Here is a 25,786-nt window from a genome sequence, read left to right on the forward strand (position 1 = left end):
TTTGTGAGGAGTCGGACATGATCAAACTTGCGATTGCTGCCTCCATGGCAGTGTTATTTGGAATGAGATGCGCTTCCGCAGAGACGATCGAACAACGGATGCATCAACCTATAGAAGAGTGGGCTAGGCAAACTGGCGAATACGTTCCTTTTGTCGTGCGACAGGAATACGCCAAAATGCTTTCCGATCAGGTCGCCGTAATTGTTTCGGACCTTCAAAGGGAGAAGCTGTCGGGTTCCTCGCATGGCATGGGAAAATCACAAGGCCAAGTCGCAGAAGGTCAAGTAATCGCAGCCCAACCAAGCGAACCAGAGATAGCAGCCATGGTCACGGCACAATTGACCCGCCAGGCGACAGGTCAACTAGGGCTGTGGTTGCAGAGATTCCCAACAGTCCGGGTAGTCGTTCAGCCGACGCCGCCCAAGGACTTCCTGCTCACAATCAATGGAGAGCAATGCCCTGCCACGGAGAAAGCGATGTATCGCGTGCCTGCAGGGGCAGTGACAATAAGGGTTTGGCGCCAAGGCAGCGCTCCGTGTGAAAAAACATACAATACCGTTGCGGGCGCGGTTTATGACGTACAGTGTGCGTTCTGAGCCAAGGTATCGTTCACCGCTCGGAACTCCGACGTCGTAGATCGACACCATCATTACACAGGTTATTTGCCAATGAGCGAAGGAACTCGACTCACGCAGTTTGCTATTGAGATCGCAAAGCAATTGCCGGTGCGGACGTTTTGAGCCCACCCGCCCGTCCGACCGGGCAAATCCTCGAAGATCTCGTTAAGACCATACAGCTAGCGTTGGCACCAATTCAGTTGCTCGGTGCCCTGCAGGATCGGCTTCGCCACTTCATTGACCGCTCCATTCGAGCGGTCCCAGAGGAGCATCGCGTATCTCCTCCACCGCAGATACTTGGACCGATCATTGAGGCAATTCGATATGAGCCGGAAGGTACCGATCTCGACAAAATGTTTTCGGCTCTGCTCAGCACATCAATGGATCAGACCCGCGTAGCAGAGGCGCACCCGGCTTTTGCAGCGATTGTCCGATCGCTTACGCCGGATGAAGCCAAAATCCTTCGGGCGTTGCAGACAACTCCGATAAGCCAAGTCAACAGACAATCGTTTGACCATGAGAGAGTTGTATACGGACCGTCTGTGGTCGAATCGCGCTTAATGCCTTCTGACTTAGCATTCGAAGGCAGCGTTCCGCTTTATTTGGAACATTTGCAACAGTTGGGCCTCCTCCATTATAGCACCAACCAATCATCTGAGCCGATCCAAGAGGGCGATGTACAGGTAGGCATTCGCTATTTTAGCGAAATCAATCTTGCGCGCTGCAGGCCGATGTTCATGATGGCGAGATCGCGGCCCTGAAGAAGGTCGCAGCCGGTGGCGCATAACGATGCTTACGATGATGATGTGGGAGCTGCATCCGGTCGAGAGATTGAGCGCACTCACGATGACGGTGCTTTGAGGTCTGGCCGGGTTTTTTCGCCCTTTCCCCACGGCGGCCCGAACACGGCGGTGGGCACAATACCGACGCCGTCAAAACGACTGCGCTTTGGCGGCGTCGGCACCTTGCGGCCAGTCAGAACGGCTGCGGCCTTTGCCGTTCACTCCAGAACCTCAATATTCGGAAGCGACGCCCGCAGCTTGGAGCTTCAGAGATCGATGCTGACCGCGATGTTACGGCCTGTTAATTCGGCAAAGGTGGTTGTGTGCGCCTGCAGCTTCGCGAATGCTTCGTCCTTTGCCACCGCCTCCTGTACCTTTCCGTACACTTCCCAACTGGAATAGCGGGTAGCGACAAGAAACTCCCCGGCCCACATGCCGGTGTGAAACCGGGAAAGCCGGAGAAATTCAGCTCCGTGCTTTTCGAAGATTGCCTTCGCCTGCTTGGCGGTCTTGATCATTTCCTCAGGCTTGTCGCTTTTGAAGCGCGTAAATTGTACAATAGCCATGACCTAATCCCTCCGCTGAGCCCCCTTAGATTAAGTCTAGGGGTGGCCGCTGAGGTTCACAGGGATCCGATAAGCGATAAGGAAAGGGAGCGCATTCCAGCCTCTCGGAAATCCGAACGTCGGCCTGCTGTTAGTGCGCTTCGACGGCAAGAGCGGAAGGATGCGGATCAACGGCCGCGCCTCGATGCTGAATGACGCCGAGGCGAAGGCGCGGTATTTCGGTGCGCAACTGATGGTGCGGATCGAGTGCGAAATCTATCCGAACTGTCCGCGCTACGTGCCGGATCTGGCAGGAGAAGATCTATCGCTTTACGTTCGGCGCGAAGGGCAGGGAACACCATCGCCGCCAGAGTGGAAGAGCCGCTATTATGTCCGAGACATTCTGCCAGCGGCGATCCGCATGCGGAGGCGTGAAGGCGAACACGCGTGATAGCTGATGGCGCCCAGCCGTCCCCTTGGCCCCTAATCCTTTGCCGCCGGCTTGGTCGCGAACTGCGGGAACATCGCAGCAACGACAGGCCCGTCGGTGCGCCAGGAATGGCAGCCGCCGATGAAGAATGGGCGCTTGCCGGAGTTCTGTTGGTTCTCCAGCGTGTCGCGGCCTTCCGGATTCTTGCCGTAGGACATGGTCTGATACAGCGTGGTCACGGCGGGGCCGAGCAGTTCGGCCAGATGCGTGCAGGTTTCCAGCCGGCCGATCCTGCGCCGCACCGTTTCGCGCCAGCCGGGGCCGATGCGCTCGCCAATCAGGCGCTGCAGGATCGGCTCGACCTCGACACAGGTCGGATAGGGCGTGGCGCGCATCATCGCTTCCGCCTCACGGATGGTCATGTCCTCGTCGATCGCGAGCCGCAGGCCGATATCGTGCACGGGATCGCCCGGCTTCAGTTCGCCGCGGAAACGATCGGCGCGCTGGACGAAGGGTTTTGTGTCGCGCAGCCAGGCCTCGACTTCCCAGAGCCCGTCGTCGCGTAGAAAGCCTTCGCATGTAACCGACCGCGTATGCATCAGGCGGCGTGTTGCGTTACCGTCATTTGCTGAAGGCATCAGTTTGTCCTGTTTCGACGCCGAAGCTGCCAACACCGTCTGCGTTCAAGCGAATTTGACGATCATCTTGCCGAGCGCCGACCTGGACTGCATGGTCTTGAACGCCTCACGGAAATTCTCGAACGGCACGATCTTGCCGACCACGGGCTGCAGTTTGCCCGAGGCCAACCAGTCGAACAATTGCGCGATCAGGCGGGCGTGGGTCTCCGGCTCGCGCTTCTGGATCTGGGCGAGATCGACCCCGAGCAGCGCGCCGCCCTTGAGCAGCGGCAGGTTGAACGCCAGCGCGGGAATCGTGCCCGAGGCGAATCCGACCACGAGGTGGCGCCCGCGCCAGGCAATCGAGCGAAACGCCTGCAGGGCGGTTTCGCCGCCGACGGGATCGAAAATCACGTCCGGCCCATGCCCGCCGGTCATTTCCTTGAGCGTCTCCCGCCAGTCCGCCCGGGTGTAATCGATGGTTTGATCGGCGCCGAACCGCACCGCGAAGTCGCGCTTCTCCGCCGTCGAGGCTGCGGCGATCACCCGTGCGCCCATCAGCTTGCCGATTTGGACTGCGGCGATGCCGACGCCGCCGGCCGCGCCCAGCACCAGCAGTATTTCGCCGGCGCGAAGCGATGCGCGGGCATCCAGCGCGTAAAGCCCGGTCAGATAATTGGCCTGAAACGATGCGCCGGCCTCAAAGGGAACCTGCGGCGGCAGGTGCTTGAGTGCCGCAGATGGCACCGAGATATATTCGGCCAGCGCGCCGGAACGGGCCATTCCAATCACTGAAATGCCCGGCTTGAACGCGGTGACGTCGTCGGCAACGGCATCGACGATGCCGGCAAACTCCGTCCCGGGCACGAATGGCAGCGGATCCTTGGTTTGGTACAGCCCTTGCACTTTCAATCCGTCGACGAAGCCGACCGCCGCGGCACCGACCTTGACGCGGACGTCGCCTTTGGACATGCCGGGCGTATCGATCTCCTTGATCGAGATGCCGTCGATTGAATCGTAATTGTCGACAACGACGGCCTTCATGCAAATTCTCCCATGCGTTTTCTCGTCCTGCGCCAAAGGCTTGCGCCGGCGTGTTGAGGTGCTTGCAGATTCTATTCGGCCGCTTCGGCCTGCCGGTCGATCGCAAGCGCGCCTTGCTTGATCAATGGAATCAAGTCGCGGCCGATCGCCATCGTGTCGTGAGGATTCTCGAAACCGCGCAGCAGGAAGGAATGAATGCCGAGCCGGTAATATTCCAGCACCGCTGCCGCGATCTGTTCGGGCGTTCCGACCAGGCACGACGTATTGCCGGGTGCGCCGGTGGCGCGCGCGATCGCCATCCACAGCCGTTCGTCATGGACGTCACCGCGCGCGGCGTAGTCGAGCAGCCGTTCGGCGGAATGGTTGGTCGGCTGCGGCGCGGCGCCGGTCTTGCGCTCGACATCCGCCAGCAGGGCGTTCGCCTTGTCCCACGCCGCGCCTTCGCTGTCCGCCATGATCGGCCGCAGCGACATGTTGAAGCCGACGTTGCGCCCGAAGGCCGCCGCGCGCCGGCGGAAATCCTGGACCCGCTCCCGTGTCTCCTTGAGCGGCTCGCCGAAGATCGCAAACACGTCGCAATGCATCGCGCCCATCTCCAGCGCACCCTCGGATGAGCCGCCGAAGAACAGGGAAGGGTAAGGCTGCTGATACGGCTTGATGTCGGAGAAACCACCCTCGACCCGGTAGAACTCGCCCTGGTGATCGATCGGACTGTCGCTGGTCCAGTGCTTCCGCAACACGTCAAGATATTCGCCGGCGCGGCGGTAGCGGTCGTTCTTGGGCAGGAAGTCGCCTTCGCTCGCCTGATCCTGGTCGCTGGTGCCGGCGATGATATGCAGCGACATCCGCCCCTGCGTGAGCTGGTCGAAGGTCGCGACCTGCCGGGCGGCAAGCGCCGGGGCCACTGAGCCCGGCCGATGCGCGATCAGGAACTTGATCCGCTCGGTGTGGTCGGCCGCATAAAGCGCAATCGCAAAACCTTCGGCGGCGGACGCGTAATATCCAACGAGAACAGAATCATAGTTCCACTGCTCGTGCAGGCGGGTGAAGTCGATCACCCACTCGCGGGATATCTGCCCCTTGATCAGGTGAACCGCGACGCCTTCCTGCTGGGTGCCGATCATTCCGATGATTCTTGCGGGCATCGATGTTTCCCCGATCCTTGAATGTTTGACCGGAATGAAACGCACAACACCAAGGGAAAGCAAGCGTTTAGGGCCGTTCCGTTACGCGTCGTGTTCACGGCTGGCATCCGCTGCCGCCATCGCTTCGCCATGCCGGCGTGACAGGGCCGAGGTAATATTGCGCTCGGTCAGGTCCATCAGGCGATGCATCGCGCGCCGCGCGCCATCGGGATTGCGCGCCCAGATCTCGTCGAGGATGGTGCGGTGATAGGGCAGGCTTTTGCGCGGAGCGCCCGGGTTCAGTGTCGACAGTTCGAACGACATCCGCAGCGCTGCTTCCACGGTGGCGCCGAATGCGACCAGAAAGTCATTGCCGGTCGCCGTCAGGATGCCGCGATGAAAGCGAAGATCGGGCTCGGAATAGGCGCGGCTGTCCATGCCGGCAGCATCCATCTCGCGGTAGGCCCGTTCGATGCGGGCGAGGTCGGCATCGGAGCCGCGCTCGGCGCAGATCGCGCAGGCCTCCGGCTCGACTATGCGCCGCACCTGCGTGAGCTGCCGGGCGAACTCTTCCGTGGGACGTTCCGCCCATGTCCACTCCAGAAGCTCCGCATCCAGCATGTTCCAGTTGATCCGCTCGCGCACATGCGTGCCGGCCTTCTGCCGCGCCGCGATCAGGCCTTTCGCTTTGAGGACGGACAGCGATTCCCGGATCGAGGTGCGGCTGACGCCAAATTGCGAGGCCAGCTCGATCTCCCGCGGCAGCGTCCAACCTTCGTGCCATACGCCGGAGACGATGAGTTTTGCGATTTCGCGCGCAACGTGGGGGTTGGATTGGCGGAGTTCGACGTCCCTGGGCAAATCGTGACCCTCAAGCCTTGAAATAATATTGTCTGCTTTATTGCGATGCGATGTCAATTGGTACCGTAAGGATAGCCAATTTGAGAGAAGCCTCCTTTTGACAGTCTATTTTATGTCGGTCATATTGTCGAAAAGCTCGTCAGGGAGGGCGCCATGACCAAGAAGAATTCGGGCCATAAATCCGCAGCCGTCAGTCGCCGAACGCTGCTTCAGGCCGGCGCCGCCACCATCGGCGCGGCGGCGTTTCCGATGCCGGTCATCGCACAGACCAAACCCTTTGCCGGGGTCACGCTGCGCGGCGCGTCGTTCCAGCACCGCTTCTTCACCCTGCTGCAGAACTACATTCCGGAGTTCGAGGCGCAGACCGGAATGAAGGTCGATCTGCAGCTCTCGGCGTTTCCGGTCTACAACCAGCAGGCCAATCTCGAACTGTCGTCGGGCGGCTCGGCCTTCGACTTCGTCAACGTCACGTTCATTCTCGCCGCGCGCTGGGTCGCGGCGGGGCTGCTCGCCAATCTCGATGAGTTCACCGGGGATCCCAACCTGACGCCGGCGGAATGGAAGCCGAAGGACTTCGTCGAGGGCGCGCAGGTGCCGTACCGCGACGCCAAGGGCGCCACTTACGGCTATTCATGGGAAGGCGGCGCCATGGTGATGGGCCTCTCCCGCATGGACCTGATGGAGAAAAAAGGCCTCAAGGTTCCCAAGACCTTTGCCGAACTGCAGCAGGTCTGCGCCGAGATCAACGGCGTCGAGAACGTCACCGGCATAGTCAGCTTCCAGCTCCATCACTGGTGCCTGCCGCCTTACATCCAGGGTTTTGGCGGCAACATCTTCCGCAATCCGCCCACCGACATCATGCCGGCGCTGAATTCGCCGGAAGCGATCCAGGCGATCGAATTCTACGCGAACCTGTTGAAGAATTACGCGCCGAAGGGCGTGCTGACCTATACCGAGGATCAGGCGCGCCAGGCGCTGTTGACCGGCCGCTCCAACATCTTCATCCATTCCAGCGCGTGGATCACGCCGATCCTGATGTCCGGCGATAGCAAGGTGAAAGACACCTCGCGCGTCGTACGGATGCCGGCCGGCCCGGTGCGTGATTTCCCGGCCGCCAACAGCCAGGGGCTCGGCATTCCCAAGAACGCCAAGAACAAAAAGGCGGCGTGGGAATTCATCAAATGGGCGCTCAGTCCGGAAATCTCGATGCGGCTGGTCAAGGAGCACGGCCATTCCTCGGTCTGCCGCAGATCCGTGATCGAGAGCGAAGAATATCGCCGGCTTAATACTGTCAATGGTCAGGACCTCGGCGCGCTCTATCTCGAAGTGCTGGGGCTGCCGGCCAAGGGCGAGAACTACATGGCCTATCGCACCGTGAAGGAATTCCCGATCGTCGGCGATGTCCTCAACAAGGCGTTCGAACAGGTGGCGACCGGGCAACTTCCGGCGCAGGCGGCGATGAACGCCGCGCAGGAGCAGGCGATTGCCAATATGCGCCGGGCCGGGACTGCGCTTTGAGCGGAAAAGGACTGGTTGACGCCGAGCGCCGCCGTTTCAACGTTTTCGCGCTGGCGCCGAGCTTGATCGTGTTGTTTGCGATCGCGGGCCTGCCCGCGATCTATCTGGTCGTGACCAGCCTGACGCCGTTTCAACTGGTCAATCCCGGCTCGTCGACCGATTTCAGTTCGCCCTTGCGCAACTATCGCCTGCTGCCGGACGATCCGCGCTTCGTCAATTCGCTGTGGGTGCAGGCAAAGCTGTCGTTCTGGGGCGTGCTGTTTCAGGTTCTGCTCGGCATGCTGCTGGCGCTCTTGCTGCACACGCAGTCGCGCGTCGCGGAATTCGCCCGCACCTTCTTCCTGATCCCGATGGTGCTGCCGCCGATCGTCGTGGCGATCATCTGGAAGCTGATTTATACGCCCGACATCAGCCCGCTCTACTACGCCGCTGGCCTGCTCAACATTGCGATGCCGTCGCTGACCTCCAGCGTCGATTTTGCGCTGACCGCGATCATCATCGCCGACACCTGGGAATGGCTTCCCTTCACCTTCCTCATGGTGCTGGCCGCGCTGCAGACCATTCCGGACGAGTTTTCTGAAGCCGCGCTGGTCGACGGCGCCAACCGGTTTCAGATCTTCTTCTACATCACGCTGCCTTTCATTACGCCGATCCTGGTGATCTCGGGCATGTTTCGCTTGATCGACAGCGTCAAGGCGTTCCCGCTGGTGTTCCTATTGACCGGCGGCGGGCCGGGCAGCGTCACCGAGGTGACGAACTATTATGCTTATCTGCTGGCCTTCGATTTCAACGAGATCGGCTATTCCAGCGCAGTGACGATCGTGATGCTGCTGCTGGTGGTAGCTGTCTCCTTCGGCGTGGTGTGGATGGGCCGCCGCCGGGAGGCCATGGCATGAGTGGCGGCATGAGCGGACCTATACGCCGGTCGGCCAGCGCTCGCCGGCTTGTGGCGATCGGCGTGACGCTGATCGTATTGCTGTCGCCGTTCCTGTGGCTGCTGCAGATGAGCTTCAAGTCTAACGACCTGATCCTGCAATTTCCGCCGCCGTTGATCTTCACGCCGACACTGCAAAATTACGCCTCGCTCTGGCAGGGCGCGTTCCCGGCCTCCTTCGTCAACAGCCTAATGAGCGCGTCGTTCTCCACCGCGCTGGCGCTCATTCTAGGCGTACCCGCGGCCTACGCGCTGTCGCGCTGGGCAGGGCGGGGCAAGCACGCGCTGAGCTTTGCGATCCTGGTGACGCGGATGGCGCCTCCGATCGCGTTCACGATTCCATTCTTCCTGTTCTATCGCTGGATCGGACTGCTCGACACCGTCACCGGGCTGGTGCTGGTCTATACCAGCTTCAACCTGCCGCTGGTAATCTGGATGATGCAGCCGTTTTTTGAAACCGTGCCGTCGTCGCTGGAAGAGGCGGCGCTGGTCGACGGCGCGTCGACACGGATCGTCTTTCTCCAGATCGTGCTGCCGATGGTCGCGCCCGGCATCGCCGCCACCGCGATCCTCTGTTTTCTCTACGCCTGGAACGACTTCTTCTTCGCACTGATCCTGACGCGCACCAACGCGCGCACCGCGCCCGTGGCTGTGGTCAACTTCATGAACTACGAGGGCTGGGAGTGGGGCAAGATCGCTGCCGGCGGATCGCTGGTGATGGCGCCGGTTCTGATTTTTTCTCTCGCGGTACGCCGCTATCTGGTGAGCGGGCTGACGGCGGGTGCCGTGAAGGGGTGAGGGTGATGCGGCTTCCGACCGGTGCTTCACGATTTGTATTCATCTTTGCCCATCCGGCCGGCCATGTCGGCGCGCCCCGCCATTACACGCCTTACTTCCAGGGCAATGGGCTGGACTGGCACATGGTGCCGCTCGACATCGCGCCGGAGCATCTGTCCGAAACGATCCGCACGCTTGCGAAATCGCCGAGCGTTGCCGGCTTCAATCTCACCATGCCGCACAAGCCGGCGGCGTTTGAATTGTGCGACGTGGTCGGCCCTGCCGCTGAATTCGAAGGCGTCGTCAACACAATCCGGATCGAGGCCGGCGGTCGGCTGGTCGGCGAGTCCTTCGACGGCGGCGGTTTTCTGAATGCAGCACGCGAGGAAAGGGTTTTCGATCCGGACCGTCGCTGCGTCGTGATCGGGGCGGGCGGAGCGGGACGGGCGATCTGTCACGCGCTCGCTGCCGCCGGACTAAAGCGGCTGCGGATCCTGAATGAAGCGCCCGGCCTGGTAGAAATCCTGGCCGCAAAACTCCGCAGTCGTTTCGCCGATCTCGAAATCAGCCTGGACGAAAAATTCGACGACGCCGGCCTCCTGGTCAACGCCACCTCGCTCGGGCTTCGCGAGGCGGACGCCCTGCCGATGAATCCCGCGCGGTTGCCGGATGGTTGCGCCGTGTTCGACATCATCGCCGCACGCCGGACCGAGTTCATGCAAGCCTGCGCCGCGCGCGGCCTGAAGGTGGTCGATGGCGTCGCGATGATCAAACACCAGTTGCCCTTGCAGACTGCATTCTGGCGCGGCGAGGTGTGAACAAAGCCGAGTGGGAACCGAGTTCCTAACCAATCCGGAATGCATTCCCGCGAGAGCTCACAAGTTAGGCGTAGGGGGACCAACCCCCGTTGAAACCGCCCGACGAGGCCGGAATCGGCCTTGCTTCCGCTTGTTCCGACTGCAATGGATACGGCTGAACCACCGTCCTTACCTACATCCAGAAGAAGAGATCGATGAGCCAACTGATTGTCCGTGCCGGCGAATTCACCTTCCAGGCCCGTTTCGAGGAGCAACTGGCGCCCAAGACGGTAGCAGCGTTTCGCAAGGCGATGCCGTTCGAGAGCCAGGCGATCCACGTCCGCTGGAGCGGCGAGGGTGTCTGGATGCCGCTCGGCGATCTCGATTTCGGCGTCTCCTACGAGAACCACACCAGCTATCCCGCGCCCGGCCAGATCATTCTCTATCCCGGCGGCATCAGCGAAACCGAAATCCTGCTCGCCTATGGCGGCGTGCATTTTGCGAGCAAGATGGGCCAGCTCGCCGGCAATCATTTCATCACCCTGACCTCGGGGCTGGAGAACCTGACTGCGTTCGGCAAGGCCGTGCTGTGGAAGGGCGCGCAGAAGATTCGCTTCGAGGAAGTGTGAGCATGCCGGCGCCGGTCTACCCGCGCGACTTTCGTGGCTACGGGCGCAACCCGCCCGATCCCAAGTGGCCCGGCGACGCACGTGTTGCCGTCCAGTTCGTGGTGAATTTCGAGGAAGGCGGCGAGAACAATATTCTCGACGGCGACCTTGCATCGGAAGCTTTTTTGTCCGACGTGCTGGGCGCGCAGCCCTGGCCCGGTCAGCGCCATGCCAATATCGAATCGATGTTCGAATATGGCTCGCGCGCCGGCTTCTGGCGGCTGTGGCGGACGTTCACTGAACGCAATCTGCCGGTCACCGTGTTTGGCGTCGCGAAGGCGTTGAAGCGAAATCCCGATGTGGTCGCCGCCATGAAGGAGGCCGGCTGGGACATCGCCAGCCACAGCCTCCGATGGATTGAGCACAAGGATATGTCCGAGAACGAGGAGCGGACCGAGATCGCAGCGGCGATCCGCGTCCACACCGAGGCGACGGGGCAGCGTCCGCTCGGCTGGTACACCGGGCGCTCTTCGATCAATACGTTGCGGCTGCTGATGGAAGCCGGCGGATTGCTTTATCTCTGCGACTCCTATGCCGACGACCTGCCATACTGGATCAGGGCGCGCGGGTCGCCGCCGCATCTGGTCATCCCCTATACGCTCGACGCCAACGACATGCGCTTTGTCAACGCGCAGGGCTTTGGCGGCGGGGATGAATTCTTCACCTACCTCAAGGACAGTTTTGACGTCCTTTACAAGGAAGGCGAGACTGCGCCGAAGATGATGTCGGTCGGGCTGCATTGCCGGGTCGTAGGCCGTCCCGGCCGGGCGGCGGCGCTGATCCGCTTCCTCGACTATATCGGCAAGCACGATGGCGTCTGGGTGCCGACACGGCTGCAGATCGCGCAGCACTGGCACGCCAATCTCTCCCATCTCGCCGACGACGCTTTCGATATCGGGTGAGGCGCGGAAGCGATGTTGAAGCTTTCCGACTTAAACGTTTGCAGCAAGGATGATTTCGTCGCCGCGCTGGCAAATGTCTTTGAGTATTCACCCTGGGTTGCCGGGCAAGCGGCCGCATTGCGGCCGTTTGCGGGGGCCGGGCAGCTATTGGCGGCGATGACGGCGGCGGTCGAGCGCGCTCCCGAGGAATTGCGGCTGGCGCTGATCAGGGCGCATCCCGATCTCGCCAGCAAGACCCAGCGCGCTGCGGGTCTCACCGCGGAATCCGGCGCCGAGCAGAGCAGCGCCGGCCTCGATCGGCTGTCGGACGCCGGATACGAAGCGTTCGAGCGCGCCAACAGCGCCTACCGTTCCAAGTTCGGCTTTCCCTATATTGTCTGCGTTCGCCGCCACACCCGCGATTCCGTTCTGCGCGATTTCGAGCGCCGTTTGCCGAACGATGACAAGACCGAGGCGCAGGCGTCGATTGTAGAGATCTGCCGGATTGCTGCGTTGCGGCTCGATCAGCTCGTCGCCTCCGACGACAGGCTGCCCGTGCATGGCCGTCTGTCGACCCATGTGCTCGACACCCATAGCGGCCGACCCGCCGCGGGAATATCGGTTGAACTAACCGAACTGTCCGATCTCGGCGAGCCCCGCGTGGTGGCGCGCGCGACGACGAACCAGGACGGCCGCACCGATCAACCGCTGATCGGCGGCCGGCCGGTGCCGATCGGCCGCTACGAGCTGACGTTTGGCATCAGTGACTACTTTGCCGGTCGCAACGTGGCGATGTCCGATCCGCCGTTTCTCGATCGAATTCCCGTGCGCTTTTCGGTAAGCGATCCCGAAGGCCATCTCCACGTGCCGCTATTGGTCACGCCCTGGGGCTATACGACCTACCGCGGGAGCTAAAAACCGTAGGGTCGCGCGAACGCGCGCCCGATGACAGGCTCCGCGTGCCCACCATCTCCAGGCGATGCTTCTGATCGATGGGGGCACGGCACAAGTGCGTCTTTGCCCACCCTACGGTTCCCAACTTAATGCGTCGCCGATGCCGCGGCCGTCGCTGCGCCGGCTTCGGCGGCGGCCTTGCTGCCGACACCGTTGAAGAAGGCGTTCAGCGCGACCGCAACGAGCGCGCTGAGCAGGATACCGGACTCGAGCAACGGGTGCAGGTCATGCGGCAGGTTCTTGAAGAAGTTCGGCGATACCAGCGGAATCATGCCGAAGCCGACGGATATCGCGACGATGAACAGATTGTAGCGGTTGTTCTTGAAGTCCACTGCGGTAAGGATACGCGCGCCGGTGGCGGCTACCATGCCGAACATCACGAGGCCGGCGCCGCCGAGCACCACCAGCGGCACGGCCTCGACCAGCGCCGCCATTTTAGGCAACAGCCCAAGCAGCAGCAGGATGCCGCCGCCGGCGACCGTGACCCAGCGCGATCGCACGCCGGTGACACCGACGAGGCCGACATTCTGCGAGAACGACGTGTAAGGAAAAGTATTGAACAACCCGCCCAGAAACGTGCCGACGCCGTCGGCCCGCAAGCCGCGGGTCAGCGCGTCGCGGCTGACGGCCTTGCCGGTGATCTCGCCCAGCGCGAGGAACATGCCAAGCGATTCGATCATCACCACGATCATCACGATGCACATGGTGAGGATAGGGATCAGTTGAAATTTCGGCAGCCCGAAATGCAACGGCAGCACGATCGCAGCCCACGGCGCTGCGGCGACTTTCTCGAAATGCATGACACCGAGCGCAGCCGCCAGGATGGCGCCCGCGACAATGCCGAGCAGCACGGCGACATTGGCGACGAAGCCTGAGCCCCATTTGATCAGGCCAAGGATCACCAGCAGCACGAACAGCGCAAGCCCAAGGCCCTGCAGCTGACCGTAGCCCGGATTCGGGAAAGCGTGCGGCACGCCATCGATCATTTTGGTCAGGGTGGGGAGGCCGCCACCGGCCCAGTTGATGCCGACCCGCATCAGGGAAATGCCGATCACCAGGATGATGGTTCCGGTGACGACCGGTGGAAACAGCGGCAGCAGCCGGCTGATGAAGGGCGCGGCAACAATGGCAAAGAGCCCGGCCGCTATCACCGAGCCGTAGATCCCGAGCAGGCCGATGTCCGGTGCGGCAGCCATCGACAGCATCGGGCCGACGGAGGCAAAGGTGACCCCCATCATCACCGGCAGCCTGATACCGACCCCGGGAAAACCGATACACTGCACCAGTGTGGCGATCCCGCACGCGAACAAATCCGCGCTGATCAGGAAGGCGACGTCCTCGGGCGGCAGCTTCAGGGCCCGGCCGATGATCAGGGGCACGGCAACCGCGCCGGCATACATCACCAGCACATGCTGCAGGCCGAGCGCCAGCAACCGCGGCGTCGGCAAGATCTGGTCGACCGGATGGATTTCGCTGCTCATGTTCGGATTCCCCCTGCTGCAGGCCCCCAAGCCTGTTTGAGCCGATACCTGTTTGAACCGATACAAGGCTCGTGCCAGATGCTCATCCCCGCAAGCCTTGCCCTGTGGCACGAAGGTTGCTCAATATTGAACCATAGCGGGCGGTCGTGACCCGCGCAAATTGCAGGTTGAACGGGAGGCCTTCGGATGCCGCTGATCAGGAACAGATATGGCAAGGGTCGCGTCCGGGTCATGCGGATTCACCGGGACGGCGACCAACACGAAGTCAGCCAACTCAGCGTCAAGGCGATGATCGAGGGCGACTTTGCCCGCGCCTATACCCATGCCGACAATTCCACCTCGGTGGCGACGGATACGATCAAGAACATCGTCAATATCGTCGCCCGCGAAAACACCGCACTGTGCGCCGAGGAATTCTGCCAGGTGCTGGCGAATAGATATCTCGACACCTATCCGCAAATCGCCTCGGTTGCGATATCAGCGCATGAGACCAAATGGCGCCGCCTGAGTTTTGGCGGCAAGCCGCATCCCCACAGCTTCGTGCTCGACAGCAACGGCGAGCCGTTCGTGGAAGTCGCCGCTACCCGCGGTGGACCGCCGGGATTGACGTCGGGCATCGACGGTTTTGCTTTCATGAAGTCGACGCAGTCCGGGTGGGAGAATTATCCGAGGGATCGCTACACGACGCTGCCGCCGACCGCCGACCGGATGTGCGCAACCAGCATGGTGGCGTCCTGGAAATGGTCGGCGAAGCCGTCGAGCTATCCCGCTGCCAATGCGAGGATTCTCGACACCCTGCTCGAAGTGTTCAGCACCACCTACAGCAAGAGCGTGCAGGACAGCCTGTACCGGATGGGCGAGGCGGCCCTGGCGGCGGTGCCGGAGGTTTCGGAAATCAGCATGGCCTGCCCAAACATGCACTTCATTCCGATTAATCTTTCGGCGTTCGGGCTGGATAACAATAATGACGTTTTCCTGCCGACCGACGAGCCCCACGGCCAGATTGAGTGCACGGTGGGAAGGGGCTAAAAGGCACCCCCACACGTCGAAGCGCCGATCGAAGTGCGCTTTCTGGAACGGCATGAGCAAGACGGAGGCGGCCATCGGCGCGACGACACGATCACGGCTTGGCGACGAAATCGTAAGCCGGATCAATCAGCTCGGGGCGATTTCCGAGACTGGCGAGCATCTGGCTCGGATCTTCCTTTCACCCGAACATCGCATTGCCGCGGACCTCATTCTGTCATGGATGCGCGACGCCGGCATGGCTGCGCACCTCGACGCCATCGGCAATGTCTGCGGCCGCTATGAGGGCGACCGTCCGGGGCTGCCGTGCCTGATGCTCGGCTCGCACTACGACACCGTGCGCGACGCCGGCAAATGGGACGGGCCACTCGGTGTGATATCAGCGATTGCGTGCGTCGCCGATCTGAACCGGCGCGGCGTGCGGCTGCCGTTTGCGATCGAAGTCGTTGGTTTCGCCGACGAAGAGGGCGTGCGTTTTGCCTCCACGCTGCTCGGTAGCCGGGCCATCGCCGGAACTTTTGATGAAAACGTGCTCAACGCCCGCGATGCGAGCGGCCTCACCATGCGCGAGGCGATGGTGCAGTTCGGGCTAGATCCCGAACAAATTGGCGCAGCGGCGCGTGCGCGGCGCGAGCTGCATGCCTATGTCGAACTGCACATCGAGCAAGGGCCGGTGCTGGAACAACAGAACCTCCCGGTCGGCGTGGTGACGGCAATATCGGGCGCCACGCGGCTGACCGCAAACCTCTCTGGAATGGCCGGCCATGCCGGCACGGTGCCGATGGCGCTGCGCCGCGATGCGCTGGCGGGCGCCGCCGAATGCATCATCGCGGTCGAGCAGTTATGCAAGGCGGATGGCGCAGGCCTGGTCGGCACCGTCGGCGTCATCGCGGCGATGCCCGGCGCGACCAATGTCATTCCGGGGCGGGTATCGTTCACGCTCGACATTCGCGCGCCGGACGATCCGCACCGCAAGCAGGCTGTCGCCGAGATCGTGCAGCGGATCGAGGCGATCGCGAAACGGCGTGAGCTGTCGCTCCGGATCGACGTCACCCACGAGAACCGCACCGTGCCCTGCGCGCCATGGCTCAAAGCGCAAATGGCGGAAGCGGTTGCGGGCGAAGCTTATCCCGTGTTCGAACTGCCGAGCGGGGCCGGGCATGACGGCATGGCGATGATCGACATTGCCGATGTCGCCATGCTGTTTGTGCGCTGCCGCGGCGGCATCAGCCATAATCCGGCCGAGCATGTCGAACCCGCCGATGCCGATGCCGGCGCGCGCGTGCTGCTGCGGTTGATCGAAAATTTCCGGCCAAGGAGTTAAACAACGGAAGCGGGCGGCGCAGTGTAGCTGCTGGCTTGCAGCGGATCATGCTCAATGCCAAGATCGAACAAAATGACAATTCGATGACAGTCGCCGTGCTTTGGCGGAGAGACGAATCAACCGCGTTTCGCTACCAACGCGTGACCTCGAAGCCCTCGGACATCGATCATCCAAGCCTATGAATAGTGATATTTCATTTCCGTCACCTCGCGAATACCGATTTTATCAGGGACAGTTTGCGAGCCTCGTTGCCAACGGCATTCAGGCTGTCAATTTTCTCAGCGACCGGTTCCTGAGAAGAGCGCATCGCCTGTCGCTGGGAATCGATGAGCTGTACCGGCACGCGGTCGACAGCGCATTTTCGCCGCAGGAAGCCTTTCTCGTCACGGGGGCGCCGCACGCAACCGCCTATTATCCGCGGGACTTCGCCTGGTTTTATCCCGATGTTCTCGATCCCGAGACCATCATGGATTCCGACGATGCAATCCGCAGGGTTCGCTTGCTGGAAAAAAGCGTCCGGCTGATGTTGGAGGCCGTTCGTTCCAATGTCGTCACGACCACGATTATTCCGGCCGGCCGCGACCGCTACATCGGCATCAACTACTTTTCGCTGCCTTCGGATACGCTGTTGGGCATCCTCGCAGGCCTGGAGCAAATCATCCGGGCGGACCAAAGGTCATCTCCGTATCTGGCGATGTCGCAAGGCGCGCATGCCGGCCGTTTGCTGCTTGCCGAGTATCGCGAGGATCTGAAGAAGGCGATATGTCAACTTGCGGAAGCGTTGGAGCCGTTCGAGGATGGCGGCGTCGGCGCTTTGCTGTGTGACGTCACCGCACCGCGTTCCGCAGCAACCGATACCCGCGCCGAACGCCAGCGTTTTGTCACCAATGCATGCGTCTACGCAACTTTCATGCGCGGGATAGAACTCGGGGTGATCGACCGGATCGAATTGGAAGCCGTGCTCGGACGCGAACTCTCGAAATACAAAAAGGAGCTGCTCCGGTTGTTCGGAAAACCGGGCTACATCAGGCATGCTTTGCATTCCAGCAGCGAGCCGCCGGCGTCCTCCATTGCGCTCGATTTCGTCAACGTGCACCGGGGATTTTGGGATTTGAGCGACGCGGGTGAACGCGCGTTGTTCGCGGCAACGACGGATTTGATACTCGCAGAACCGCGGTTTCGAATACCGGGTACGTCTCACTTCCTGGTGTCCGCGGATAACCCGCTGAACAAGATGATCCACAAGATTGCAGCGCCCGCCTACCAGGGCCGTTCGTCCTGGCCGACGTTTAACGTCGAATTCGCCGATCGCATGCTGGAGTACGATGAACACTCAGGCGCCGACAGATACAGATCCTGCGCGCAGGACATTTTGCGTGACATTCGTACCGCGACCGAAACGCACGGCGGGTATCAGGAACTGCTGTCGGAAAAAGGTCTCAAATATCGCACGTGGGCCTATCAGGGCGCCGTCGCTCACTCCTGGTTTCCGCGTTTCCTTTCTGTCTGGAGTAGGGCATTCGGGACCCCGCTACTTAACGGCAACTAGCGCGCTTTCCAGCGAAGTGTGGGTCGGACGAAGCGAGAGCTGCCCCTGCAGCCACCATAGTCCGGTGCCGAGCTCAATTCTGTTTCTGAGCGGCAGGCACAATCTCGATTTGCTCAGTTAATGAGCAGATGCACGTCCGGAAGCGCTGGTCGGACCGTAAGCCGTCACCGTACCGGCGATCATCAAATTGAAAACACGCCGGATTTCGTCGCTGCCGATCGCCTGACGCCATTGTACACAATGGCACGCGCCTTGCTTGACTTCTACCGAAGAGTTCTCTCGTTCGGGGCGCGTACGTCATGGCGAACTTAGCAAAGCTCGCAGCGGAGCCGGAGCCGATCGAGCTCGACTGGGCGGCGACCGCGCTTCTCATCATCGACATGCAGCGCGATTTCATGGAGCCGGGCGGCTTTGGCGAGACGCTCGGCAATGACGTCAGCCAGCTCGCGCGGGCGGTGAAGCCGATCGCCGCGGTGCTGGATGCGGCGCGTGCGGCCGGCATGCTGGTCATTCATACCCGCGAGGGCCATCTGCCCGATCTTTCCGACGCGCCGCCGGCCAAGGTCGAGCGCGGCGCGCCGTCCTTGCGCATCGGCGATCCCGGGCCGATGGGGCGCATCCTCATTCGCGGCGAGGCCGGCCACGACATCATTCCCGAACTCTATCCGCTCGACAGCGAGATCGTGATCGACAAGCCCGGCAAGGGCGCGTTCTACGCCACCGAACTCGGCGACGTGTTGCAGCGCTACGGCATCGACAATTTGCTGGTCTGCGGCGTCACCACCGAGGTCTGCGTCAACACCACGGTGCGCGAGGCCAACGACCGCGGCTATCGCTGCGTGGTGCTGGCTGATGGCTGCGCATCCTATTTTCCAGAGTTTCACGAGATTGGCCTGAAGATGATCAAGGCCCAGGGCGGCATTTTCGGCTGGGTCTCCGACTCGGCCGCCGTGCTGGATGCACTTTTACCGCAGATTCCAAAAGCGGCAGTAGCGGGGGCATCACGATGAGCACGAGCGTGACGGGGACAGCAGGCGCTTCAGGATTCAAGCCGGCCTTGTGGACGCCGGGCGACTGGAACGCGTTGTTCGGTTTCGGCACCAACATTCTCGTCAACATGCTGGTGCTGACCGGGCTGTTGCGTTTCGTGCTGAAGATGCCTGATAGCATCGTGTTCGGCCGCATCCTGCCGGCGCTCGGCCTGATGATGTGCCTCTCCACCTTTTACTACGCCTACCTCGCCTACAGGCTGGCGCAGAAAACCGGCCGCAACGACGTCTGTGCGCTTCCGTCGGGCGTCAGCGTGCCGCACATGTTCATCGTCACCTTCGTGATCATGCTGCCGATCACGCTCAAAACCGGCGACCCCATCAAAGGCTGGTCGGCGGGTCTCGTCTGGGTGTTCTTCCAGAGCTTTATCCTGATGATCGGCGGCTTCATCGCGCCGTATATCCGCAAGATCACCCCGCGCGCTGCGCTGCTCGGCACGCTCGCCGGCGTCTCCGTCACCTTCATCTCGATGCGCCCGGCGCTGGAGATGTATATGACGCCGCAGATCGGGCTCATCTGCTTTGCCATCATCCTGGTGAGTTGGTTCGGCGGTGTGAAATACCCGCGAGGGATTCCCGCAGGCCTCGTCGCCATTACGGCCGGCATGATCATCGCCTGGGGATCGAATCTTTTCGGTCTCGGGCTCGGCGGGTTGAGCCTGAAGGGCGTTGGCGATGCCTTTGCCAATTTCGGCTTCTCGGTGCCGTTACCTGCCATCGGTCATGTGTTCTCCGGCTTCGAATTCCTCGGCATCATCCTGGTGACCGCGATCCCGTTCGGCATCTACGATCTCGTTGAAGCCATGGATAACGTCGAGAGTGCGGAGGCGGCCGGCGACGAATTTCCGACCACACGCGTGCTGACGGCAGACGGCGTCGTCAGCCTGATCGGCTGCCTGATGGGCAATCCCTTCATCAACGCGGTCTATATCGGCCATCCCGGCTGGAAAGCGATGGGCGGCCGGATCGGCTATTCGGCGGCAACGGGTTTGATGGTGGTGCTGCTGAGTTGGTTCGGCATCATCTCGGTGCTGCTCGCCCTGGTGCCTGTTGTCGCGATCTCGCCGATCCTGCTCTATATCGGCATGCTGATCGGCGCACAGGCATTCCAGAGCACGCCGGTCAAGCATGCGCCGGCGATCGTGCTGGCGCTGACGCCACATCTTGCGGCGTGGGCAAAACTGCAGGTCGACACCATGCTCGGTGCGACAGTGACGGCGGCGCAGACCGTCGGCGGTCTCGCCGCCGACAAGGTCGATGCGGTCAAGGCCGCGGCGATTTCCTCGCTGCCGCAGCAGGGCGTGCTCTATCACGGGCTGGAAGTCATGGGCGGCGGCTCGATCCTCGCCGGCCTCGTGCTCGGCGCGATCGGCGTGTTCGTGATCGAGCGCGATTTCCTCAAGGCATCAGCCTTCGCGTTGGCCGGTGCCGTCTTGACCTATTTCGGCTTCATGCACGGCGAGGCCGTCGGCATCGGTGGCGGGCTCGGCGTGACGCCGGGCGTGGCGCTGGCCTATGCCGTGATGGCGGCGGGGCTGTTCGCGCTGGCGAGGAAGAGCGCGAGCGTTGCCTATCGTTCGCATGCGGAAGTGCCGGTTGCGGCGCCGGCAGAGTGATCGCTGGCGGCAGGTCCGCAATGATCTGACGTCGTGTGAAATTGCGCCGCAGAAACCGCCGCGGCGCAATTTTCATTTTGCGAGCACGAGCAGGGTGCCGCTACCAGCGGAGAAACCCGTTGCAATCCGAGTCATATAGTGTACCATAAGTACATTAAATGCATCGCTCGGAAACGGTCTTTGATGCCCGGCGCCGACTATCAAATCTTTGAAGCCGGAGACGTCGAACTTCAGTCGGGCACCGCGTTTCCGGCGATGCAGCTCGCGTACAAGACCTATGGCGCGCTGAACGCGCGAAAGGACAATGTGATTGTCTATCCGACGTCCTTCAGCGCACAGCACAGCGATATCGAATGGCTGATCCAGCGTGGCGGCGCGCTGGACCCAGATCGCTACTTCATCGTCATTCCGAATCTGTTCGGCAGCGGCCTGTCTTCATCGCCGTCCAATTGCGATGTCACGCCGTTTCCAGCCATCAGCTATCATGACGCAGTCGCGGTGCAGCGCCGCCTTCTCGAAGAGCAATTCGGCATTTCAAGGATCGCGCTGGTCTATGGCTGGTCGATGGGCGGCATGCAGGCCTATCACTGGGCAGCCTGTCATCCCGATATGGTGGAACGGGCGGCGGTTGTTTGCGGCAGCGCCAGATGCTCGCCGTACAATCACGTGTTTCTCGAGGGCGTGAAGACGGCGCTGACGGCGGACCCGGCCTGGCAGGATGGCCGTTTTGTTGCCAGGCCCGTCGCCGGCCTTCAGGCGATGGGACGCGTCTATGCGGGGTGGGCGATGTCGCACGCCTATTACCGGGATGAGGTCTGGCGCGAGGCCGGATTCACAAACCTTGAGGATTACCTGGCGCGATCGTGGGACGTCGCCTTCGCGCGGCGTGACGCCAATGATCTTCTGGCGCAGATCGGCATCTGGCAGCGCGGCGATATCAGCCAATGTCCGGAATTCGGTGGTGACATGAACCGCGCACTGGCCGCGATCAGGGCGCATGTGTTGCTGATGCCGGGCCAGACGGATCGCTATTTCGACATGCGCGACAACGAGGCCGAGCTCGGCCGCCTCGTCAATGCAAAGTCGGCCGAACTCCATCCGATTCCCTCGATCCACGGGCACCGGGCCGGAAACCCCATCAACAATCCCAGAGATCGCGACTTCATCAACGCCGAAATCTCGGCGCTGCTGCAGCGTTGAATCATCCCGGAGGCGTTAGCGACCATGAGCACAGCAATTACCGCAACGGGAGAGAAGCCGCTGACTTCGGCCGAGCTGCGCGCATTATCGGTGCGGTCGAACCTGCCCGGCATCATTCGCGCAGCCAGCCACTACGGCGCAATCGGCGTTTTCGGCACGCTGATCTGGCTCGTCGCCTCGACCTATGGCCCGCACTGGGCGATGCCGCTGATCGTCGTGCAAGGCTATTTCGTCGCCTTCCTGTTCATGGTCGTGCACGAGACCGCTCACAAGACAGCCTTTCGGACCCGCGCGCTCAATCTCGTATTCGGTCATCTGTCTTCATTCGCGATCGGGCTGCCTTACGAATATTACTGCCTGTTCCATTGGGACCACCACCGCTACACGCAGGATCCGGAGCGGGATCCCGAACTGCTGGTTGGCCCGATGCCCGCCTCGGATACGGAGCTTGCGATTGCCTATAGCGGTCTTCGGCAGGTCGCCTTCCGGGTAGGGCTGATGCTTCGCCATGCCTTCACCGGCAACGCCTCCGCCCCCTGGATTCCGGAAGCCAAGCGCCCCATCGTCGTGAAGGAAGCGCGGCTCTATGTCGCCGGCTACGTCGTGCTGCTGCTCGGCTCATTCGCGCTCCACACGGCGCTGCTGCTCTGGGTCTGGATCGTTCCCCTGATCGTCGGCCAGCTATTCCTGCGTCCCTATCTCTATGCCGAACACACCGGCTGTGAGCGAACGCGCAGCGCCTTCCAAAATACGCGTACGACCTATACCGGCATGGTCATGAAGTGGTTTGCGTGGAATATGCCCTACCATGTCGAGCATCACGCCTATCCTTCGATCCCGTTTCATGCGCTGCCGAGGCTGAACCAGATTGTCGACGGGCGGATTGTGTTCCGGGGCAGGGGCTATCTGGCCGTGACCCGCGAGACTTGGGCCTGGTTCCGACGCCAGCGGCATGGCTGTGCCCAAGGCGTCAGCGGCTCTTGATCATCAGCAGGGTGTCGACGAGATTGCGGGCCTGCACCGGCGAGATGGGCTTGATGCCGAAGATGTAGCGGTAGAACAGGCTGCCATAGATCGCGTCGTACAGGTCCTCCGGCGTCCCGGCGGCGCCAATACTTCCGTCCTGCTGGCCGGCGGCGATCAATTCGACCAGGGCTGTCCTTCGATATCGGAGATAGCGCTCGTAGAAGATCTCCGCCGAGCCAGTGTTCGAGATGCATTCAGAGATCACCGCGAGCTGTACCCTGCCAAACTCACCCTGCAGCGCTTTGGCATAGGCTGCGGCATGGTTTCTCAGGCGGTCTGCCGGCGCGCCGGTACTCGGCAGCGGCAGCATCAACGAAGCGTGGTTGAGGAACGCGTCGATCAGGAGCGCCTCGCGCGACGGCCACCATTTGTAGATGGTCATCTTTGAGACACTGGAGTGTCGTGCGACCGCGTCGATGCTGGTGGCGGCCAGACCCGTGGTGGCCATCAGCGTGTAGGCGCTTTGCAGAATGGCGTTGGTGGTCTCAGCAGAACGCGGGCGACCACGGCGGATTGCCGCCGTATCGCTATCCGCTTCGATCTTGCCGTTCGCCATGTTCCGGCTTCCCTGATGCAGCGCGGCCGGCTACCCCTTCACGAACGCCAGCATCGTCCCGTTGCCTTCAGCCGGCGGAACCACCACGCCGCCCGCGCTCTTCACCCCGGTCGCACCCAGCGCCTTCTCTGCCGCTGCGACATCGGCCACGATCACGAGCCCCGCGCCGCCGCGTTCGGGCAGGCCGGCCAGCGGGACGTCAGGGTAGCGTGTGCCGAGCTGGGTCTTTGTCAGGAATATGAAGTCGGCGCGGTCGCCGCCTGAGGGGACCGCAATGACGCCGTCCGGTTCGACCATTGCCTCACGATCGATCATGCTCGCGAGTTGCGCGGCGTCATCCGCCGGCTCCGGGGTGATGATCAGCACCTGCTTCAGGCGCTTGGCCCCGTTGGGGTGCTTCATCAATTCGGGAATCCAAACCGTCTCGCGCGTCTTGTGTTGGCAGGCAAACATGCGAACGCCGCCCGGCGCTTCCGCCGTCGGCCATTGGAACGTGCGAAACTTGGCCGCTGATATCGTGCCATCCGGCATCGTCACCGGACGTTCGAAATCGGTCGGTCCAATCGGCGGATAGCCGCGCGCGCGAATTTCTTCCGCGCCTTCGGCGGAATCCACCGCCGTGAACGCGATGCGCTCGATGCCTTCGCCATTCTTTTCCAGATATGTCCGCGCCGGAGCATTATGTTCCGTCGGCGTCAGCACGCCCAGCAATTCCATATAGTCGGGGTCGAACATGATGGTGTAGTTGCCCGATCCCATATGTGCGCTGTGGATGCCGCGCGGCGACACGGTGAAGCCGAGCCGCTTGTAGTTTTCGGCGGCTTTGTCGAGATCTTTCACCATGACCACGGCGTGATCGATTCCGATGATGTTTTTGAGTGCCACTCTTTTGTTCCCTGAGGCTCGTTAGCGGACTAAGCTAATCAGAACGATCAGTTGCCTGCAAGAAAGGATCATGATGAACACGAGCAACGTTCGCTGGCCCGATTCACTGTGGGCGGCCGTGACGCCATCGGGGCCTGATTTACCGGAACTGATCGGCTCGCAGCAGGCCGATGTGATCGTGATCGGCGGAGGCTTCACCGGACTTTCCACCGCGTTGCATCTGCGCGAAGCGGGCGTCGATGTCGCGATTGTCGAAGCCGCGGAGCCGGGCTGGGGTGCATCGGGCCGCAACAATGGCCAGGTGATCCCGACGCTGTCGCGGCCCGATCCGGAGGACATTGTTGCGAAGCACGGCGAGGCGGGGGAACGTTTTGTCGGCATGCTGCGCGACAGTGCGGCTGATCTGTTCGACGTCGTCAGGCGCTACAATATCGAAGCCGAGGCGGAACAGGCCGGTTGGGTTCAACCGGTGCATTCACCGGGCCGCATCAAGATCGCCGAACGGCGGGTGCGGCAGTGGTCGAAATTCGGCGCGCCGGTCGAACTGCTGTCGCGCGACCAGACGCGCGACATGCTGGGCTCCGATGCGTGGTTCGGCGGCTTCTGGAACAAGACCGGCGGCCACATCAACCCGCTCGCGCTCGCCCGCGGTCTGGCGCGCACTGTGCTCAGTCTCGGTGCACGCATCTACGCGCGCTCGCCGGCGGAAAGTTTTGAACGCCGCAACGATCGCTGGGTGGTGAAAACGGCAAAGGGCGAGATCTCCGGCCGCGCGCTGGTAGTCGCGACCAACGCCTATAGCGGCGAATTTTCAAAGTCACTGGTGCCTGACATCGCGCGCGAGGTGATGCCGGTGCTGTCGTGGCAGATGGCGACGCAGCCTTTGTCGGACAATGTCCGCAAGACCATCATCCCCGGCCGTCAGGCGATGTCGGATACCCATGGCGAACTCTATTTCGCGCGCTATGACGCACGAAACCGCCTCGTCACCGGCGGCGCGGTGATCGGCCCCGGCAACAAGGTGGAGCGGATCAAGGCGCGCGTCACCGAGCGCCTGCAGCGGCTGTGGCCGCAGATCGGCGAGGTCTCGTTCGATTACGTCTGGAACGGCTATGTCGGCATGACGACGGATTTTCTGCCGCGCATCCACAAGCTCGGTCCCGATGCCTATGGCTGGACCGGCTGCAACGGCCGCGCGGTGGCGCTGACGATCCCGCTCGGCAATGAGCTGGCAAAGGCCGTCCGCGGCGTGCCGGAAAACGAGCTGGCGCTGCCGTTCACGGAGCCGGTGCCGATCATCGCCCACGGCATCCTGCGCAAACTGGCCCCGCTCATGCTGCTCGTCTACCGCCGCAGAGATGCGAGGGAGATGGCTTGACCTTCTCCCTCTCCCCGTCCTTCACGGGGAGAGGGTCGGGGTGAGGGGCTCTCTTCGCGAATCCCGATGAGATTTGAAGTGCGTTGCGTACCTCCGCGAATCCGAATCAGAATTGGAGTGCGCGGAGGCAGCCCCTCACCCCAACCC

Annotated in this window: 26 protein-coding genes; 18 read left to right on the forward strand and 8 right to left on the reverse strand. The window is 62.0% G+C overall.

The window, feature by feature from the left end:
- The first annotated feature begins 17 nt into the window (after positions 1 to 17).
- Together GWE18_RS33820 and GWE18_RS33825 are read left to right on the forward strand one after the other, a co-directional pair.
- Complete coding sequence (locus GWE18_RS33820; RefSeq protein WP_275189998.1) at positions 18 to 596, forward strand: hypothetical protein; 579 nt, start codon at positions 18 to 20, stop codon at positions 594 to 596.
- Between the two features lie 140 nt (positions 597 to 736).
- Positions 737 to 1,378 (forward strand): DUF4393 domain-containing protein, encoded by a 642-nt coding sequence (locus tag GWE18_RS33825; protein WP_275189999.1) that lies wholly within the window; start codon positions 737 to 739, stop codon positions 1,376 to 1,378.
- A gap of 287 nt (positions 1,379 to 1,665) precedes the next feature.
- On the opposite strand, the gene GWE18_RS33830 is transcribed toward GWE18_RS33825, so the two are convergent.
- Positions 1,666 to 1,965: a hypothetical protein gene (locus tag GWE18_RS33830; RefSeq protein ID WP_275190000.1), complete on the reverse strand. Its 300-nt coding sequence runs from the start codon at positions 1,963 to 1,965 to the stop codon at positions 1,666 to 1,668.
- A gap of 160 nt (positions 1,966 to 2,125) precedes the next feature.
- Here GWE18_RS33830 and GWE18_RS33835 point away from each other — a divergent pair, with 160 nt between their 5' ends.
- A complete protein-coding gene (locus tag GWE18_RS33835) occupies positions 2,126 to 2,395 on the forward strand; it encodes a hypothetical protein (protein ID WP_275190001.1) in 270 nt (89 codons plus the stop codon).
- 32 nt (positions 2,396 to 2,427) lie between these two features.
- Here the strand turns inward: GWE18_RS33835 and GWE18_RS33840 are convergent, their stop codons facing one another.
- The 4 genes from GWE18_RS33840 to GWE18_RS33855 form a co-directional block, all read right to left on the reverse strand.
- Positions 2,428 to 3,012, reverse strand: coding sequence for a DUF2889 domain-containing protein (locus tag GWE18_RS33840; RefSeq protein ID WP_275190002.1), 585 nt, complete (start codon positions 3,010 to 3,012; stop codon positions 2,428 to 2,430).
- A 45-nt stretch (positions 3,013 to 3,057) separates the two neighbouring features.
- Complete coding sequence (locus tag GWE18_RS33845; RefSeq protein WP_275190003.1) at positions 3,058 to 4,035, reverse strand: NADPH:quinone oxidoreductase family protein; 978 nt, start codon at positions 4,033 to 4,035, stop codon at positions 3,058 to 3,060.
- 71 nt (positions 4,036 to 4,106) lie between these two features.
- A complete protein-coding gene (locus GWE18_RS33850) occupies positions 4,107 to 5,180 on the reverse strand; it encodes an LLM class flavin-dependent oxidoreductase (protein ID WP_275190004.1) in 1,074 nt (357 codons plus the stop codon).
- An 81-nt stretch (positions 5,181 to 5,261) separates the two neighbouring features.
- Entirely contained in the window at positions 5,262 to 6,020 is a 759-nt protein-coding gene (locus tag GWE18_RS33855) for a FadR/GntR family transcriptional regulator (RefSeq protein ID WP_275190005.1), read from the reverse strand.
- Between the two features lie 153 nt (positions 6,021 to 6,173).
- Here GWE18_RS33855 and GWE18_RS33860 point away from each other — a divergent pair, with 153 nt between their 5' ends.
- The 7 genes from GWE18_RS33860 to uraD all read left to right on the forward strand — a co-directional run bounded on the left by GWE18_RS33860 (position 6,174) and on the right by uraD (position 12,510).
- Entirely contained in the window at positions 6,174 to 7,538 is a 1,365-nt protein-coding gene (locus tag GWE18_RS33860; protein WP_275190006.1) for an extracellular solute-binding protein, read from the forward strand.
- A complete protein-coding gene (locus GWE18_RS33865) occupies positions 7,535 to 8,434 on the forward strand; it encodes a sugar ABC transporter permease (protein WP_275190007.1) in 900 nt (299 codons plus the stop codon). Before GWE18_RS33860 ends, GWE18_RS33865 begins: the two co-directional genes overlap by 4 nt.
- Positions 8,435 to 8,442: 8 nt before the next feature.
- Positions 8,443 to 9,270 (forward strand): carbohydrate ABC transporter permease, encoded by an 828-nt coding sequence (locus tag GWE18_RS33870; RefSeq protein ID WP_275190008.1) that lies wholly within the window; start codon positions 8,443 to 8,445, stop codon positions 9,268 to 9,270.
- A gap of 5 nt (positions 9,271 to 9,275) precedes the next feature.
- Entirely contained in the window at positions 9,276 to 10,067 is a 792-nt protein-coding gene (locus GWE18_RS33875) for a hypothetical protein (protein WP_275190009.1), read from the forward strand.
- 194 nt (positions 10,068 to 10,261) lie between these two features.
- Positions 10,262 to 10,675: a DUF3830 family protein gene (locus tag GWE18_RS33880; protein WP_057851712.1), complete on the forward strand. Its 414-nt coding sequence runs from the start codon at positions 10,262 to 10,264 to the stop codon at positions 10,673 to 10,675.
- A 2-nt stretch (positions 10,676 to 10,677) separates the two neighbouring features.
- Positions 10,678 to 11,616, forward strand: a complete 939-nt coding sequence (gene puuE / locus GWE18_RS33885) for an allantoinase PuuE (protein ID WP_275190010.1) — start codon at positions 10,678 to 10,680, stop codon at positions 11,614 to 11,616.
- A 12-nt stretch (positions 11,617 to 11,628) separates the two neighbouring features.
- On the forward strand, positions 11,629 to 12,510 hold the full coding sequence (gene uraD, locus GWE18_RS33890) for a 2-oxo-4-hydroxy-4-carboxy-5-ureidoimidazoline decarboxylase (protein ID WP_275190011.1): 882 nt from the start codon (positions 11,629 to 11,631) through the stop codon (positions 12,508 to 12,510).
- 125 nt (positions 12,511 to 12,635) lie between these two features.
- On the opposite strand, the gene GWE18_RS33895 is transcribed toward uraD, so the two are convergent.
- Positions 12,636 to 14,030, reverse strand: coding sequence for a nucleobase:cation symporter-2 family protein (locus GWE18_RS33895; RefSeq protein WP_275190012.1), 1,395 nt, complete (start codon positions 14,028 to 14,030; stop codon positions 12,636 to 12,638).
- A gap of 186 nt (positions 14,031 to 14,216) precedes the next feature.
- On the opposite strand from GWE18_RS33895, the gene pucL reads away from it, so the two are divergent.
- The 7 genes from pucL to GWE18_RS33930 all read left to right on the forward strand — a co-directional run bounded on the left by pucL (position 14,217) and on the right by GWE18_RS33930 (position 22,778).
- Positions 14,217 to 15,059, forward strand: a complete 843-nt coding sequence (pucL, locus tag GWE18_RS33900) for a factor-independent urate hydroxylase (RefSeq protein ID WP_275190013.1) — start codon at positions 14,217 to 14,219, stop codon at positions 15,057 to 15,059.
- Between the two features lie 52 nt (positions 15,060 to 15,111).
- Positions 15,112 to 16,380 carry an allantoate amidohydrolase gene (locus GWE18_RS33905; protein WP_275190014.1) on the forward strand — a complete coding sequence of 423 codons (1,269 nt, stop codon included), beginning with the start codon at positions 15,112 to 15,114 and terminating at the stop codon, positions 16,378 to 16,380.
- Positions 16,381 to 16,558: 178 nt separating this feature from the next.
- Positions 16,559 to 17,929 (forward strand): hypothetical protein, encoded by a 1,371-nt coding sequence (locus GWE18_RS33910; protein WP_275190015.1) that lies wholly within the window; start codon positions 16,559 to 16,561, stop codon positions 17,927 to 17,929.
- Positions 17,930 to 18,228: 299 nt separating this feature from the next.
- Positions 18,229 to 18,939, forward strand: a complete 711-nt coding sequence (locus GWE18_RS33915; protein ID WP_275190016.1) for an isochorismatase family cysteine hydrolase — start codon at positions 18,229 to 18,231, stop codon at positions 18,937 to 18,939.
- A complete protein-coding gene (locus GWE18_RS33920; RefSeq protein WP_275190017.1) occupies positions 18,936 to 20,594 on the forward strand; it encodes a regulator in 1,659 nt (552 codons plus the stop codon). Before GWE18_RS33915 ends, GWE18_RS33920 begins: the two co-directional genes overlap by 4 nt.
- Positions 20,595 to 20,774: 180 nt before the next feature.
- Entirely contained in the window at positions 20,775 to 21,794 is a 1,020-nt protein-coding gene (locus GWE18_RS33925; RefSeq protein WP_275190018.1) for an alpha/beta fold hydrolase, read from the forward strand.
- Between the two features lie 24 nt (positions 21,795 to 21,818).
- Positions 21,819 to 22,778, forward strand: a complete 960-nt coding sequence (locus GWE18_RS33930; RefSeq protein WP_275190019.1) for a fatty acid desaturase — start codon at positions 21,819 to 21,821, stop codon at positions 22,776 to 22,778.
- Here GWE18_RS33930 and GWE18_RS33935 read toward each other — a convergent pair.
- Together GWE18_RS33935 and GWE18_RS33940 are read right to left on the reverse strand one after the other, a co-directional pair.
- A complete protein-coding gene (locus GWE18_RS33935; RefSeq protein ID WP_275190020.1) occupies positions 22,765 to 23,376 on the reverse strand; it encodes a TetR/AcrR family transcriptional regulator in 612 nt (203 codons plus the stop codon). The two genes, GWE18_RS33930 and GWE18_RS33935, sit on opposite strands and share 14 nt — an antisense overlap.
- Before the next feature lie 30 nt (positions 23,377 to 23,406).
- Positions 23,407 to 24,261 carry a VOC family protein gene (locus tag GWE18_RS33940; RefSeq protein ID WP_275190021.1) on the reverse strand — a complete coding sequence of 285 codons (855 nt, stop codon included), beginning with the start codon at positions 24,259 to 24,261 and terminating at the stop codon, positions 23,407 to 23,409.
- A gap of 73 nt (positions 24,262 to 24,334) precedes the next feature.
- On the opposite strand from GWE18_RS33940, the gene GWE18_RS33945 reads away from it, so the two are divergent.
- Positions 24,335 to 25,639, forward strand: coding sequence for an FAD-binding oxidoreductase (locus tag GWE18_RS33945; protein ID WP_275190036.1), 1,305 nt, complete (start codon positions 24,335 to 24,337; stop codon positions 25,637 to 25,639).
- Positions 25,640 to 25,786: the final 147 nt, after the last annotated feature.

Source organism: Bradyrhizobium sp. CSA112, from assembly GCF_029051645.1.
Taxonomy (GTDB): Bacteria; Pseudomonadota; Alphaproteobacteria; order Rhizobiales; family Xanthobacteraceae; genus Bradyrhizobium.